The sequence below is a fragment of the Gammaproteobacteria bacterium genome, assembly GCA_029880545.1.
Lineage (GTDB): Bacteria > Pseudomonadota > Gammaproteobacteria > Acidiferrobacterales > SZUA-150 > JAOUOD01.
Window position 1 is genome coordinate 26,037 of record JAOUOD010000015.1, and the last position, 14,583, is coordinate 40,619.

Here is a 14,583-nt window from a genome sequence, read left to right on the forward strand (position 1 = left end):
ATTTGAAGTCAGCAAGCAATACTGCCCGGGCTCAGGCATTACCCTCCAATAATCGGTTCATGATACTGTTGAATTCCTGGCTTGCTCGCATCACGACCGCCGTCTTTTCCGGGTCCGGACGGTAATAACCACCCAGGTCTACGGCTTTGCCCTGTACAGCAGCAAGCTCGTCTATGATTTTTTGTTCATTGGTAGCGAGCTGTGCTGCTACCGGCGCAAACCGCGCCTTCAGCCCGGCATCGTCATCCTGTGCAGCCAGGGCCTGCGCCCAGTACAGCGCCAGGTAAAAATGGCTGCCGCGGGTATCCAGCTCGCCGGCCTTGCGCGATGGCGAGCGGTCATGATCCAGGATTTGTTCGTTGGCCTGATCCAGTGCCGCTGCCAACACCCGCGCCCTGGCGTTGCCGGTCTTGATGGCCAGGTCCTCAATGGACACGGCCAGCGCCAGGAACTCGCCCAGCGAATCCCAGCGCAAATGGTTTTCTTCCAACAGCTGCTGCACATGCTTGGGAGCGGAGCCACCGGCACCGGTTTCAAACAAGCCGCCACCGGCCAACAGTGGCACGATAGACAACATCTTGGCGCTGGTGCCCAGCTCAAGTATGGGGAACAGGTCGGTAAGATAATCACGCAAGACGTTGCCGGTTACTGAAATCGTATCCTCGCCGCGCGTCAATCGCTCACAGGTAAAGCGGGTGGCATCAACCGGTGACATGATGCGGATATCAAGGCCGGTTGTATCGTGATCCTTGAGGTATGTGTTCACCTTGGTAATGAGGCGGGCATCATGGGCACGGTTTTCATCAAGCCAGAAAATAGCCGGCTGACCGGTCAGGCGCGCACGCGTTACCGCCAGCTTGACCCAGTCGCGAATGGGCAGATCCCGGGTCTGGCACATGCGCCAGATATCACCGGCTTCCACCGCGTGCTCCATGAGCATGTTGCCGCTGTCATCAACAACACGCACAACACCGGCAGCGGCAATTTCAAATGTCTTGTCGTGCGATCCGTACTCCTCGGCCTTTTGCGCCATCAGGCCAACATTGCTGACATCACCCATGGTCGCCGGGTCAAACGCGCCGTGTTGCTTGCAGTATTCGATCGTGGCCTGGTAAACACCGGCATAGTTGCGATCAGGAATCATCGCCTTGGTATCTTTTAACTTGCCATCGGGTCCCCACATTTTTCCCGATGAACGAATCGCTGCCGGCATTGACGCATCAATAATCACGTCACTGGGTACGTGCAGGTTGGTAATACCCTTGTCGGAATCCACCATCGCCAGCGCGGGTCTAGAAGCATAAATCGCGTTAATGTCCTGCTCGACCTGTTGCCGTTCGACATCGGGCAGCTCGCTGATTTTCGCAACAACATCACCAAAACCGTTACGCGGGTTGACGCCCAGGCGCGCAAACGTGTCGGCGTGCTTTTCGAACAGCTCACGGTAGAACACGCTTACTGCGTGACCAAAGATAATGGGATCGGACACCTTCATCATGGTGGCCTTCATATGTAGTGACAGCAGCACATCATCACTGGCAGCATCATTGATGGCCCGTTCAAAGAACGCGCGCAGCCTGGTCACGCTCATGACCGATGCGTCCACCACTTCACCGGCCTGCACAGCCAGGCTATCTTTCAATACCGTGGTAGCGCCACCGGCAACCAGTTCAATGCGAAGCTTGCCGGCTGCCTCCATAACCACGGACTGCTCACTGCCATGAAAATCACCGTCAGTCATGGACGCCACATGCGAGCGCGAATCGGCTGACCACGCGCCCATGCTGTGAGGATGCTTTTTGGCATAGCTCTTTACTGCCGCGGCAACCCGGCGATCGGAATTGCCTTCACGCAGCACCGGGTTCACAGCGCTGCCCAGCACCTTTGCGTAACGCGCCTTGATGGCGGCTTCTTCGTCATTGGCGGGCGCCGCCGGGTAGTCCGGAATGTTGATGCCCTGGGATTGCAGTTCCTTGATCGCGGCTGTCAGCTGTGGCACCGATGCACTGATATTGGGCAGCTTGATAATGTTGGCGTCCGGGGTCTTGGCCAGGTCGCCCAGTTCCGACAAGGCATCGGCGACACGCTGATCATCGGCCAGGTTTTCCGGGAAATTGGCAAGAATACGGCCAGCCAGGGAAATATCGCGGGTTTCGACAACAATACCGGTGGCACCGGTAAAGGCCTGGATGATGGGCAAGAATGAATAGGTCGCCAGCGCCGGTGCTTCATCGGTCCTGGTGTAATAAATGGTCGAAGCTGACATGACTTGTTCTCTCGTCTGCAAGATAAAGGGCGTGCGCCCGGAAGCAGGCGATTATAGGAGATTCCGGGAATCGGTTCACGCACCCGGGCAGGCGCGGGGCAGGACAACCCGGCGTTCGTCAGGCCTGGAGGAGATTCAATTCAATCCAGAACGTACTGCCCCTGCCCCTGGCACTTTCCACACCAATATCGCCCGCCATCAGTTCTACCAGGTGGCGCGTGATGACCAGGCCAATACCGGAACCCTCAATCGCTTCGCTGGCATTCAAACGCTCGAACGGAACAAATAACCTGCGAATCTCGTCAGCGGTTATACCCTCACCGGTATCACTCACCCGGATTACGATACGACCGCTGCCAGTCACCTTTGCGTCCAGGCTTACTGCGCCATACAGGCGATTATACTTGATAGCATTGGATATCAGGTTTACCAGGACCTGCTTCAACCGCAACGGGTCTGCGAAAACCACGTAGTCAAACATGGAAACATTGTCGATGACCTCGATATGACGCAACTGCGCCGCCGGTCGCGTCAGGGTAATGGATTCCTTCAACACCTCGCTGAGCTGTACCTGGTCCATCCTGATATCGGTTTTGCCGGCCTCGATTTTTGCCAGATCCAGTATTTCATTGACCAGTAACAACAGATGGTTTCCGGCAAGGAGTATTTCCTTGACCGCCTCACGCTGACTTGGTGAAAACTGGTCCTCGTCGAGTTCCAGCAACTGGGTAAAACCCATCATTGCGTTCAGCGGCGTTCGCAATTCGTGACTCATGTGGGCAAGAAACCCGGACTTGGCTTCATTGGCTTTCTGCAAGTCCCGGGTACGGGCGGCCACCTTGCGCTCCAGCTCCAGATTATTGTTGGTCAGGCTAACCTGGTTGTTTTGCAATACTTCCTGTTGCTGGCGGAATAACAGCATAAAGTAACCCAGCACCAGCAGGTATGCGGCCAGACTCAGAAAGTGCCACCACCACCAGGTTGCACCCCAGATACGGGAATGCTCAAACATGATGCCGGCGAAGCCGAATAACAGGCTGAGGATCGCGAAAACCAGGTGCCTGTTCGGATAATTTTCACCATACTGGTCCGATTCATTGCGGCTGTGCGCCAGGATGAAAAAGATCATGCCAACGAAAAATCCCAGGCCACCGACAATATTCATGAGATCGGCCGCCAGTGTAAAAGAGTGAGCTTCGGACATGACCGGTACAGACTCTGGATACATTAAAGAGCCCAGACCGATCAGCAGCACCACGGTTGTGGCAATAGCAAGCAAGACACGGCGTATTTTCTGATCCAGGAAACCGGTCGGCAGCCACACCGCCCCGAATAAAAGGCCGCCCAACAACATCGACAAGCTATGCAGCCAGATAAATGCATCGCCCGGCAGAACAGCGGCATGGGCGCCATCCAGTATGCCTTTCATGGTCAAGGCGATCACTATCCAGATAAAATAACGCGGCAAACGATCAAAACACTGCATCTGGAACATCAGCATTGCCGTTGTGACCGCGCTGACCGCTCCGATCGTTTCCATAAAGGAATGCAAGGGGTAACTAAGTCCGTGCCATCCGGACAGGCTGGTTTGCAACATGGCGCCAACAGCGAAGAGCAAGATGGCGGCAAGGCTGAAGCCCACCCAGGCATAAGCCGGTCGGAGCTTGCTACCGGGCCAAAACATGTTCGGTATTAATCTAGACACAAATGTACCGCGTCGCTCTCATATGGATCACTTTCGGTCACGCCGGATTCCGGATCCATATATGATATATAATTTTTGTTAGTATTGTGTAATTCGCTCCTCAGCAATAATCCTGCAAAGTTTTGAAACACATGCATTTGTTACGGATTAATTTTTCCATACTTTTGCTGTCTATTCAAAACATTCCGACTATGCGTAGATATTCGTTTACCTATTATTATCCTGCCCGAGCGCGGACCAAAGAACACATCCAAATCAATGCTTTTTTGCATCGGTTTTTTCGGCAGGCTAAAACAGTCAGCCACAGCCTGGCTTGACCTCTGGATTGGTCACGCAGCACAGCGAAGCCCGCTGTACACGGGCGAAGAGAGCCGGCTCAATTCGAGGATTAGTTCAGGAGACTGGCCAGTCGCTGACGATAGGCCGCTGCGCGTTCCGGGTCATTAGGCGCCAGCATGCTGGAGACAGTGATGATCATTTCCCTGGCGGCGCCATTTTTATACCCCGGTTCCAGCTCCAGCAGCCCGAACAGGGAGTCCATCGCGCCGTTGTAGTCATGGCCCGCCACCTGGCACACGGCGAGGTCAAACCGGGCGTCATGGTCATCGACGTTCTGAGCCAATCGCGCCGTCAGCGCATCAATGCCTTCAGTTTTTGCAGCCAACGCGGCAAAGGTCAATTGACCAATGAGCGACTTGCCCATATCGCTGTTCTTGTCCGGGTCCGGCAATCGATTGAACAACCCGGCGGCCTGTTCAGTTTCGCCGATATCAATAAATATCTGCACCATATCCATGGCCACCTGCGTATTGCCCGGGTGCTTCTTGATGGCCTCGGCCAACAGCACAATCGCGCCGGCAGTATCGCCGGACAGGTGCCTGGTGCGCGCCTGTTGGCGCAATTCATCGGCCTCACTGAATACGCCCACACCTTTCAGCAGCAGGCGCAATTCCGCTGCCTGCATCTCGCCTTCCTGCCTGAATGACTCCGCTCCTTCCTGGAATACCAGCAAGGTTGGCATATTGGTGATGCCAAACCGGTCGCGCAGGCCCGCCTGCTCGTCAATATCCACCTTGGCAAAAACAAACTGGCCGGCAAATTCCTGCGCCAGGCTGTGAATAGCATCGGCCATAACAATGCACGGCTCGGACCACATGCCCATGAACTCAACCAGCACCGGCGCCTTGCGGGAATTTTCAATAACGTACTTGTCGAACCCGGATTCACCCACCTCGAAGACCAATGCCTGCGTCATGCCAATACTCCTGATTTTTAACATCTAATTACAGGTACGCATCGTGTGGCCAAAACCTGCAACCTGGCCGTGCCTTGTACCGGATCTATGCTATAGTTTACCGCTCAACCCGCAGTACCGCAGCCTGTTCGCGGCGCAGTTCTCGTTTCCTCCACCTCTGCCATTTCAGGTGGATTTCCGTTCAACATTTGTGAATGAAAAGGGGGAAGAATGAGTACCACCCAAAAATCAGATCCATCCTGCGATACCATTCCGGCGGCAGCCGAAGTGTTTAACCAGTCACCGGATACCGGCAACGGCAATCACAGCATGATTACACTGCTGTGCACCCTGAAAGATGAAGAGGCACGCAAACAATACCTGGCGCTGACCCGCGAGATCGCGTTTCCCATCAAGGCAGCGCATCCGTCATGCATCCGGGTTACGCAAACCATTCCCAAAAATACAGACAGTTTCCAGGTGTTGTGGGTGGAGGAATGGACGAACTCCAGTGATTTCACCAACACCATGAAGTCATTATTCAAAACCTATCCGAGACTGAACAAGGTCAATGAATATCTCACCTGCAACCCGACGGTGACGGTATCGCGCATGATTACCAACGCTGATATTGCCTGATTGTTTTCCGGCACCAGGCTGATTCCGGCGAGCATTATTTCGCTCGCCGGAACTGTTTTTTATTCCACTGCAAACTCAATGCGCTCGGTAAGTTTTTTCAGGGCCTTTTTCGCGCAGGCTTCATCCTTTTCGCCACCCGGCGCACCACTGACACCCACGGCGCCAATATTATAACCACCGGCAACAATCCTGATGCCGCCAGTCATGACGATAATGCCGTCGATGTGATTGAGCTCCGGGCGAATGTCCTGGCGGGCCTTGGCAAACGTGCCACTGTCAGTCCAGGCCATGACACTGAGGTTGGCCTTGCGTTCGGCTATTTCCAGGGTGAATCGTGACGCGGCATCATCACGCAGTGATGCCCTGACCAGGCCATGACGATCCACCACGACTACGGAAACGTGATAACCATCCTGGCGACATGCCACGATGGTTTCATTGGCGATATCGCGCGCCAGTTCCATACCGATGCTCTTGTCGGTTACAACGTCAGCGGCATGCCCCACCTGCAGTAACGTGCCGAGCAAGAGTACACTTGTTGATCCAAACAGCAGTCTTTGAATCATTGTCATACCTCATCACTATTTGTTTGCCAGTAACGAAGTTGCAATTACCACGTTGCAACAACCAGCCCGGTATTTCCTGTCCCGCCAACCAGGCTGCAGCCGGGCACCGCATCACCCGGCAATGTTGACCATGATGAAAATCATTGCCTTGACGCGGATCAGGGAATTGACACGTTTTGATACAAGCTCAACAGTCATCAGGTACCGCAAAAGGTGTGGCGAACCTCTTGTTCAGGAGCGGGGGGATTTTGATAATACTCCTTGCCGGCCGGCACCGTAAACGGCATAGCCAATACGTCATGCAACTCATTAAACACGGAAAAATCACCATCATCCTCCGCTGCGCGAATGGCAGCTTCGACCTGGTGATTCCGCGGTATTACCAGCGGGTTAACCGCCTGCATGGACTGTTGACGAACTTCGTCGGTAACGGCCTGCCGACCCAGGCGTTCACGCCATTGTTCCAGCCAGCGGTCCAGTTGACGGGTATTGGCGAACAGTTCGCGCAAGGCGTCATCCTGTACCGAAGGCGTGGCATCGAGCCGCGACAAGCGACTGAACACCAGCGTAAAGTCCGCCGCTTGCCCGTCCATTACATCCAGTAACGCATCGACCAGCGCCTTGTCACTGGCCTGGATCGATTCTTCAACATCAGTGATGATGCCAAGCTTGGCACGCATGCCGGCAAGCCAGGCCTTATTATAAGTATCAGCATACGTATCCAGCACCGATTCAGCACGGGCGACGGCAGTGTCGGCATCATCCGCCAGTAGCGGCAACAACGCCTCGGCCAGGCGCGCCAGGTTCCACAAGCCAATGGACGGTTGCTGGCTGTAGGCATAGCGCCCGTTGCGGTCGATGGAACTGAATACCCGGTGATGCGTATAGCCATCGATGAACGCACACGGGCCGTAATCAATAGTCTCGCCGGCCACCGACATGTTGTCGGTATTCATGACGCCATGAATAAAGCCCAGTTGCATCCAGCGGGCGATAAGTTCGGCCTGTGCGGTCACTACCTGTTGCAACAAGGCCAGGTATTCATTCTCCGCGTCGGCAGCACCAGGATATATTGTCTCGATAATATGGTCAGCCAGGTTTCTGACCTGCGCGGTCTCGCCCCGGGCGGCAAAATACTGGAACGTGCCGACCCGCACGAAGCTCCTTGCTACGCGGGTAATGACGCCGCCCGGCAACAGCCGTTCACGCGCCACCTCTTCGCCGGTAGTAACAGCCGCCAGCGCCCGCGTCGTCGGCACACCCAGGGCATGCATGGCTTCACTGAGCAGGTATTCACGCAGCACCGGGCCCAGCGCGGCGCGGCCATCGCCATTGCGGGAAAAGGCGGTCTGCCCCGATCCCTTTAGCTGGATTGACTGAACTGCGCCACCCGGCATCTCCACATCGCCGAGCAATATTGCCCGGCCATCGCCCAGTTGCGGTACGAAATGACCAAACTGGTGGCCAGCGTAAGCCATGGCCAGCGGCTCGGCACCCTCGGGAATACGGTTACCGGCGAACATCTCTGCCCAGTCCGCATCCGGCACGCTGTCCACATCCATGCCCAGTTGCGCGGCCAGCTCGCGATTCAGCCTGATCAGGCCCGGTTGCTGAACGGTTGTCGGATCAACTCGCTGAAAAAACGCGTCGCCCAGGGCGGCGTAATGGTTGGAAAAAGTAATGGGCTTCATGATGAACCTGGTCGCACGAGAATTATTCAGATCCATTCTATGCCATAACGCGCGCCATGATGACGATGCGACACAGATCGAGGGGTCTTTTGCTGAGCAGTGGCAACCCGGTAATCGTTATAACAAAGGCTTGATCGGCATTAGCTGCAACAGCTTGACCTTCATTCGTTTTGCCAGCCCGGCTTCGCTGTCGGGCCTGTCTCGCGCAGGCCAGCTGTTCTCGGGCAACATATCGACTTCGATAAGCTTTTCGACAGCCGCAGCCAGCGGCGCGTGACTTACCACCAGGCCGACCTCGGTATTGAGATTTTCAGATCGTGGATCAAGATTGTAGGTACCAATAAACACGGTATCACCGTCCACCACCATGGTCTTGGCATGAATGGCAAACACCGGTGGTTTCCTTGCGTACACCGGGTAGCGCTCCAGCAACTGCTGCCGGATCTCCGGATCCGGCCTGTATTCGAACACCTCGACACCCAGCTTGATCAATTTCCTGCGCTGATTACGATAGCCGCTGAATGCCATCATGTTGTCGGTTGAGGCCAGGGAGTTGGTGCTGATACGTATTTGCACACCACGCTTCCGGGCCTGGCGGAACAACGCAAATGCTTCATCGGACAGCACCAGGTAAGGCGACTGTATGGTGATACGTTTCCTGGCTTCGGCAAACATGGATACCAACGCCGTGGTTGCCGCACCACCGCCACTGAGCGCTATCCTCTTGCTGTTTTTTCCCGGCAGGTCGCAGATGAAATACACATCGGTCCAGACTATTTCCCGCGCCAGCCGGTCAAATGCTTCCGGTATACTGCTGATGGCATCACGCACTTCCGGTTTGAAATTATCAGGAGCGTGCGCATAGTCATGGAGCTCGCGGTAAATGGTTTTTACTTCATCGTCGTTGACGCTGACATGCTTTTTGAACAACCCCAAACCGTTAAACCGTTGCTGCACCGGTACGCTTAACGGGTGACTCCAGAACCGCTCGAAGCTGGCGACAATATCCTGGACCACTTTGCCCAGTACCAGCGCATCGCGATCACGGAAGTTGTATTCCTGGTCATAGTCATAATATTCGTCGGCCATGTTACGACCGCCGACAATGGCGATACGGCCATCAACAATAAATGTCTTGTCGTGCATGCGCTGGTTGACGCCACGAAAGTCAGTGGTCACATTGATCAAACGTTTGTACCAGGGCGTACCGACAGAATGGCGCGGGTTGTAAATATGAATATCTATGTTGGGGTGCAAAGCCAGTGCCAGCAAACTTTTGTCGGGCGCATCGATCATCAGGTCGTCGACAATAACGCGAACCTTCACGCCGCGCCCGGCGGCACGCAGCAGCGCCTCGCTGGCGAGTACGCCGATGTTATCCGTACTCCAGATGAAATACTGTACCTCGATGGACTGGCGCGCATGATCCGCCAGCCAGGCTCGCGCCAGCAGTGCTTGCTCGCCTCGATCAAGTACGTATACGCCGGATTGATCGGGATGCCGGGCGATTTCCTGGTACACCTGCTCCATGTCCCGTGGTGCAGCAACGGCAACGGCCGTTGTCAGCAACAACAGCCAGGCCAGAACCATCCTGATCAACAATAAAGGCATGCGATATTCTCCTGGCGAACAGCGGTTGGTCCAGCGTTTACCCAGGCATACAGCCACCCTACTATAGACCCATGCCGACGACTTTTGAATACAGAAATGCCGGCAGCACCGGTTTCGTGATAGGTACAATAATTATTAGTGTTCCCCTGCAGTCACACTCGTTACCACATAACAGCAGCGATACTTTCTATCCGGTCTTCAATCTCATCCGGCAATTCGCTCAGAAAATCCAGTTGTGTGCGCTGTTCCAGTTCATCGACGCTGAGCCGGTAGTTGGGCAGGTCCCGGGTATCCAGTTTCCGGTTTGGGAGCAGGAACGCGATTACGTCCACACGCACGGGATCAAAGATAACCTTGTAAAAATGCGAAGGTATGGTCACTTTGCCTTCCCCGATTGTCGCCGCCCCCGGTTCAACAATAGCGCCGGTAACAACATACACTTCCTGGCGTGCAGCGGCCCAGGTCCGCACCAGTGCTTCCAGTTCTTTCCAGATGTGGCGGTTAAAACCAATGCCCACCTGCGGTGCCATATTGGTGAGCAGGAAGCTTTCACTCATGGCCCGCTCGCTCCAGCGCATGGCCGCTGCCGGTACCATGTGGCCACGATCAAATCCCGATCGACGATAGTCCCGCAACGTGGATCGCTGCTGCGCCGGAACATCGGCATCTTCCCGAAAACTGTCCTGGCGACGGACGACGCGCGCCTCCACTTTTTCACGGGTCAAGTGATACGCGGTCCAGCGCGCAATCTTGTGCTGCGGATCGTATGCGAGCAGGTAGCCCTGGCGGCATAACAACACCGGTGCCGGCCCGGGCAAGCCATACCGTATGTGCTCATGACAAGCCTGCGCCGGTTCGGGCAACGGCGGGGGAAGCGGCGTTTCGGCCACGGCGGGCGAAAGCCAGCAACAAAGCCATAACACCAGCACCCGGGAAAACGTTCGCATACGCAGTCTCGCACCCTGCGTCCGTCCCTGGACCATGAGTTATTGAATTCGGTGAATACCTCAATACTTTAATGAGTTTAAGTATTTTGTCTAATGCTGCCTACAGCACATTACATTCGGGGGGGGGATACAGGCCGTCTTGCGTTGCTTAATGGCGACGCGGACTGGATGTATTGGGAACCGGCAAATCAAACAGCATGGCACCGTTTCGCCAGGCGATATTCTCGGCCACGTCCTCGGGTAACTCCTTGAGCCAGTCGCGGTAGTCGCTCATGTACGTGCGCACCTTGTACCAGTAGTGGCTGGTATAGGTGCCGCTGCCGAGCAGCACCCGGTCCGGGTGACGCAGCATTAACGCTTTCCACTCCGGGTTCAGCTCACCCTGCGGCGCAACACTGCGACGGTGGGAAAGCTCCACCCACAGGTTGGGATAATAATCCAGCAACTGGCTGACCCGTTCTGGCGAGACGTCGACACCGGCATGGGCCCACAGCACCCGCAACGATGGTTGCGCCGTGAAGATATGGCGAATCGCCGGCGGGTCAGAACGGGTGTGGAATACCAGTCGCCGGTTTGCCGCCAACGCCAACACCTGCCTGGCCACCGGCGTCTTGGCATCGACGTCAAAAAGAAATAATTCACCCAGGCCGCGGTAGGGCCGGCGCGCCAGTTCGGCCTCAATGTAGGCCGGCATGGCCGGGTCACCGGGCCAGGTTTCACGGTGTTCGCGGCTATCACCCGGCACCAGCATCGGGATCACCCGCGCCGGGTTGCGCGCGTATAACTTCCAGGTACCCTCGTTGGGCGTGCTGCCCACCAGCATCCACGGTATGTTTATATCCTCAACACCGTTCATGATGGCTTCAGGTGATACGCGCGACCAGGCTTCTTCGTTGTAATGCACCTGGGCGTCAAATATCGGCGGCTCGTGAACGGGTTGCCAGAGCACCAACAGCAGCAGTAAAAGGGGCAGGCTCAAAAACCCCAGTACGCGTCCCCAGCGTGTACGAACAAGGAAATACTTTACCAGTTGTACCATCATTCGGATGGCAAAGACGATTCTCACTCTGGAACCACCTTTCCCGGCTTGCACTCCATAGAGTCGTCCGACCGGTTCAATCTTATACTTTAATTAAGTATGGTATTAAACCATACCACCGCCAGGCCCAGGCATTATTCCAGTCAAATCCGGCAAGGCAAACCTGTCGTAAAGAATACAAATTTTACCTTGTGATTTGAAAGTCTTATATAAGTAGTGATTAGGAAAAAACTGTGCTAGGTTTGTTTTCAGTTACAGGTACTTAACGCGACAACACCTAACAAGCAAAACCAGGTTGTTGCGACAACAAAACCCCGGGGCGCCTGGCTTCATACCATTTCACCTGGTTCCGAAAACATAGGCAACATGGCATCAATATATTTCCTTCATCCGGCCCGCCTCATTTTTCTGACTGCCGCTCTCGGCGCGCTTGCCTTTCTCGGCACCATGGCCAGCCTGCCGTTGTTTTTCGGCGTCAGCATAATTTTCGGCTCCATTGCCGTCATGATCGCCGTCCCGTTGCTGGGCACTGGCCCGGCAATCATGGTCAGCCTGATCGGCGGACTCTACACGCTGGTACTTTGGGGACATCCCTACGCGTTGCTGATTTTCTGCGTTGAGGCCACTGTTGTCGGCGTACTGTACAAACGGGGCTGGAAGAACCTGGTCCTGACCGACCTGTTCTACTGGCTGTTTATCGGCACGCCGCTGGTACTGATTTTCTACCGTGGCATTATCGACATGACCTGGGAAGCAACTACGCTGATCGCGTTCAAGCAGGCGGTGAACGGAGTATTTAACGCGCTTATCGCCAGCTTGATCAACTTCAGCATCAGGCACAAACACGATCAGACGTCGATCCACTTTCTTGACCAGAACCAGCTGTCGAATTTTCTGTTTTATGTCTTGCTGCTGATTATCATATTATCAAGCAGTATCCCGATACTTCACGAGAGTCATGCTCACAGACAAACAAAGGAAAATGAACTGGCCGTTCGCCTGCATGACCGGCTTCGGCACATCGAGTTATCACTGTCGAAGATTCCATATGTTGACCCGGCGTCAGCCCGGGAACTGCTGAAGACAATACCAGTCGACGATTTCACCGGCATCAGGCTGCTTCATGATAGTGCTGGCGTACTGGCCGATATCGGCAAGCTTTCCAACACTTCGACGGCAGGGGAGTTTCAGAGCACGGAATATGGCGTAGACCTGTGGCTACCGGTGAATGACTTGCCGGCCATGGTGCGCTGGAGCAACGGGCATTACCGGGCCTCTTCCATCATTACCGTGCATAATCAGCCCATTCAGATAGCTATCGAATACCTCGCCGAACCGGTTGTTTCAGACCTGCAGCAACACAGCCGCAACCTGTTTGTATTTCTTGCTGCGATCACGCTGGCCGGATTGCTGCTGTCCTCGGTGGCCAGCCAATGGGTGGCGCGGCCGCTTACCCGGCTCTCGCGGGTAGCCAGCCAGACCACCAACGCGGTTATCATCACTGACAAGTCGGGCTGCATTGACTGGGTCAACGATGGCTTCACCCGAATAACCGGCTACTCCGCCGAGGAAGTCCGCGGCCGGAAGCCAGGCGACTTTTTGCAAGGTCCCGATACCGATACAAAAACAGTCACGACTATGCGCCAGGCGCTGGAGCAACGCCTGGCGTTCAATGCCGATGTAATCAATTACACCAAGGCCGGCACGCCCTACTGGATACGTATAGACTGCAACCCGATTTTTGATTCGAACGGCAGTTTCCAGGGCTTTCTTGCCATCGAACTGGATGTTACGCCACAAAAACTGGCGCAGGAAAAACTTCGTCAAAGCGAAGACAGTTTTCGCTCGGTATTTGAACATGCCGGTGATGCCATTTACATTCACGACCAGGATGGCCGCATCATCGACGTAAATCACGCTGCCAGCCTGCAAACCGGCTACAGCCATGAAGAACTTCTCGCTATCAGCATCCATGATCTCAATGGTGGTGATGTCATAAACCGTGACGAGCTTAATGCGTTCTGGGCGTCAGCCGGTGATAACCCGGGGATGTTTCCACAGACTGTTCCCGCCAGTCACCGGAAGAAAAACGGCGATATACTTCCCGTAGATGTCACGGTCAACCTGCTTAAAGATGGCGACAACAACATGTTTGTCGCCATCGTCCGTGACGTTACCGAGCGTGACCGCGTTGAGAAACTCAAGAGTGAATTTATATCCACTGTCAGTCACGAACTGCGCACCCCGCTCACTTCCATTTCCGGCGCGTTGGCGCTGACCCTGCATGGCACGCTGGGCGAGATCAATGATGACGTACGATCTCTGCTTACCATTGCCAATAACAATTCCCAGCGGCTCACCCACATTATCAACGACCTGCTGGACCTGGAAAAAGCGGTTGTCGGCAAAATGCATTTCGACATCAAGCCACACAAGCTGTCAAAACTTGTCGATCATGGCATCAAGTCCGCGAAGATTTACAGCAGCGACAAGAACATCGAGATTGTTACCCGGCTTAACGATGCCAACACCCGCCTGCTGGTTGACGATCATCGTTTCAACCAGGTGCTCACCAACCTGTTATCAAACGCCATCAAATTCTCGCCGGAGAATGGCCAGGTGGTTATCTCTTCCTGGTTTGGCGACGGCGCGATGAAGATCAGCGTCTCTGATCAAGGACCTGGCATACCGGACAAGTTCAAACCCATGGTGTTTCAGAAATTCACCCAGGCCGATGCCTCCAGTTCACGCCGCATCAGCGGTACCGGGCTGGGCCTCGCCATCAGCAAGGAACTGACCGAGCGCATGAATGGCAGCATTGGCTTTGACTCGGCGACCGGTCAAGGCACAACCTTTTATATAGTATTACCCACGGCTCACTAGGG

General features: G+C 55.0%; 10 protein-coding genes. 2 read left to right on the forward strand and 8 right to left on the reverse strand.

Going from position 1 to position 14,583, the window contains the following annotated elements; translation table 11 throughout:
* Positions 1-31: 31 nt before the first annotated feature.
* The 3 genes from OEZ10_13940 to OEZ10_13950 all read right to left on the reverse strand — a co-directional run bounded on the left by OEZ10_13940 (position 32) and on the right by OEZ10_13950 (position 5,226).
* Positions 32-2,266 carry an NADP-dependent isocitrate dehydrogenase gene (locus OEZ10_13940; protein ID MDH5634070.1) on the reverse strand — a complete coding sequence of 745 codons (2,235 nt, stop codon included), beginning with the start codon at positions 2,264-2,266 and terminating at the stop codon, positions 32-34.
* Between the two features lie 118 nt (positions 2,267-2,384).
* Positions 2,385-3,950: an ATP-binding protein gene (locus OEZ10_13945; GenBank protein MDH5634071.1), complete on the reverse strand. Its 1,566-nt coding sequence runs from the start codon at positions 3,948-3,950 to the stop codon at positions 2,385-2,387.
* Between the two features lie 409 nt (positions 3,951-4,359).
* Positions 4,360-5,226, reverse strand: coding sequence for a tetratricopeptide repeat protein (locus OEZ10_13950; protein MDH5634072.1), 867 nt, complete (start codon positions 5,224-5,226; stop codon positions 4,360-4,362).
* Between the two features lie 210 nt (positions 5,227-5,436).
* On the opposite strand from OEZ10_13950, the gene OEZ10_13955 reads away from it, so the two are divergent.
* Positions 5,437-5,844: a hypothetical protein gene (locus OEZ10_13955; GenBank protein MDH5634073.1), complete on the forward strand. Its 408-nt coding sequence runs from the start codon at positions 5,437-5,439 to the stop codon at positions 5,842-5,844.
* A gap of 59 nt (positions 5,845-5,903) precedes the next feature.
* Here the strand turns inward: OEZ10_13955 and OEZ10_13960 are convergent, their stop codons facing one another.
* The 5 genes from OEZ10_13960 to OEZ10_13980 all read right to left on the reverse strand — a co-directional run bounded on the left by OEZ10_13960 (position 5,904) and on the right by OEZ10_13980 (position 11,725).
* Positions 5,904-6,416: a heme-binding protein gene (locus tag OEZ10_13960; GenBank protein MDH5634074.1), complete on the reverse strand. Its 513-nt coding sequence runs from the start codon at positions 6,414-6,416 to the stop codon at positions 5,904-5,906.
* A gap of 191 nt (positions 6,417-6,607) precedes the next feature.
* Positions 6,608-8,101 (reverse strand): YdiU family protein, encoded by a 1,494-nt coding sequence (locus tag OEZ10_13965; protein MDH5634075.1) that lies wholly within the window; start codon positions 8,099-8,101, stop codon positions 6,608-6,610.
* 117 nt (positions 8,102-8,218) lie between these two features.
* Positions 8,219-9,712: a phospholipase D family protein gene (locus OEZ10_13970; GenBank protein MDH5634076.1), complete on the reverse strand. Its 1,494-nt coding sequence runs from the start codon at positions 9,710-9,712 to the stop codon at positions 8,219-8,221.
* Between the two features lie 161 nt (positions 9,713-9,873).
* Positions 9,874-10,659 carry a DNA/RNA non-specific endonuclease gene (locus OEZ10_13975; GenBank protein ID MDH5634077.1) on the reverse strand — a complete coding sequence of 262 codons (786 nt, stop codon included), beginning with the start codon at positions 10,657-10,659 and terminating at the stop codon, positions 9,874-9,876.
* 148 nt (positions 10,660-10,807) lie between these two features.
* Positions 10,808-11,725 carry an amidohydrolase family protein gene (locus tag OEZ10_13980; GenBank protein ID MDH5634078.1) on the reverse strand — a complete coding sequence of 306 codons (918 nt, stop codon included), beginning with the start codon at positions 11,723-11,725 and terminating at the stop codon, positions 10,808-10,810.
* Between the two features lie 339 nt (positions 11,726-12,064).
* On the opposite strand from OEZ10_13980, the gene OEZ10_13985 reads away from it, so the two are divergent.
* Positions 12,065-14,581: a PAS domain S-box protein gene (locus tag OEZ10_13985; GenBank protein MDH5634079.1), complete on the forward strand. Its 2,517-nt coding sequence runs from the start codon at positions 12,065-12,067 to the stop codon at positions 14,579-14,581.
* The last annotated feature ends 2 nt before the right edge of the window (positions 14,582-14,583 follow it).